At 65.0% G+C, this 234-nt stretch carries 1 protein-coding gene; it reads left to right on the top strand.

Features of this window, described 5'->3' with window-relative positions; genetic code table 11:
• Positions 1-26: 26 nt before the first annotated feature.
• Positions 27-234: hypothetical protein (locus MXD60_RS26505; RefSeq protein ID WP_248822422.1), on the top strand; the 208-nt coding region annotated here is incomplete at its 3' end.

Below are 234 nucleotides of genomic sequence, written 5' to 3'. Positions count from 1 at the left end.
CCTTCATCACTTCGAAGCACGCCCGCGTGAAGGCGATCGAGACGCTACATGCTCGCGAAAAGGCCGAGCTGAAGCGGACCCAGAAGCAGGCGACCGATCGCGCCATGGCAGAGGTGCGGCAGAGCCGGAAAGCCTTTCTTGCCCGCGCCCTCGACACGTTCGGTATCGAGCGGGAAGCGCTGATCACCCGGCAGGCCGCCGACAAGGACGAGATAAAGGCTCGGTGGCGGGACG

This window comes from Frankia sp. AgB32 (assembly GCF_023243045.1).
Lineage (GTDB): Bacteria > Actinomycetota > Actinomycetes > Frankiales > Frankiaceae > Frankia.
This window is presented reverse-complemented; position numbering and strand designations above follow the sequence as displayed.